Source organism: Aureivirga sp. CE67, assembly GCF_015767245.1.
Taxonomy (GTDB): Bacteria; Bacteroidota; Bacteroidia; order Flavobacteriales; family Flavobacteriaceae; genus Aureivirga.
In genome coordinates, this window is record NZ_JADOTV010000048.1 from 1 (window position 1) to 1,040 (window position 1,040).

The window sequence follows — 1,040 nt, forward strand, 5'->3', positions numbered from 1 at the left end:
TCCTCCTCCTAATACATTACGAATCAATAATACATAATCTCCTCCAGGAACATCTGTAAACACTGGTGCTGTTTGCCAAGTATTTCCTTCATCAATTGAGAATTCATACTCTCCTAAAGTTAACCCTGTTGTGTTAATTGCTACTGTGTTACTTCCAAATCCTTCTACATATCCTGAAACTACAATATCAGCTTCTGTAATATTTGCAATATAAGATCCAATCACTTCAATTGTTTGTGGCTCGCTCTCACAAGCATTTTGTCCTGTAGTACTGATTGCTTTCACTGTATAAGTTCCTGGCTCTGTAATAGTGATTGTCTCTCCTGTTTGTCCTAAAACTTCTCCGTTGAAAGTCCACTCATAGATATAATCTCCTTCTGGATTGTAAACACTAATCTCACTCTCAATCTGTGGATCATTTGCTGAAACGATTTCTTTTAAACAAATAATCTCTTCTGCATTGCTTTCAAATACTGGAATCTCTTCCACTTCTATTTCAAACGATGTTACTACCTCACATCCTGTTAAAGTATTCCTAACATTTGCCCAGATTGTCGTTGCACTACTCTCATATTCTGAAGAAGCAATCGCATTTTCCTTTGCTGTAGCATCTGCTTCTGATAAATAATAAGTAGTTTCAATATCTGCTGATGGTGTTACTAATAAATTCACATTGGTAGCAAAATCAAAAGTTGCTACACCATCAAATCCACACTCGATATATGTTACTGTGTCCGTTAAAATCTCTGGATAAGATCCTACACTTACTGTAAACATTAACACAGACACACATCCTGTTTCTGTATTCTCCGCACGGATGTATAATACTGTTCCTGCTGTTGTAATATTGATTGGGTTTACAATATAGTTTTGTGAATTCGCTTGCGCTTCCGACTCTGAATAGTAATATTTAACACTCATAATCGATCCGTCTACTAATAAAGCATCCGTCATATCATTCACATCTACAACCATATGTCCGTCTCCATCATCTTCACAGAAATAATAAGTATCATCTATTAAATTATCTGAAAACTCTG

The 1,040-nt window shown here is 35.8% G+C and carries 1 protein-coding gene; it reads right to left on the minus strand.

What is annotated here, in order from left to right; genetic code table 11:
- Window positions 1-1,040, minus strand: a 1,040-nt coding sequence (locus tag I0K12_RS21925; RefSeq protein ID WP_196890319.1) for a hypothetical protein, incomplete at both ends; no start/stop codon positions are given.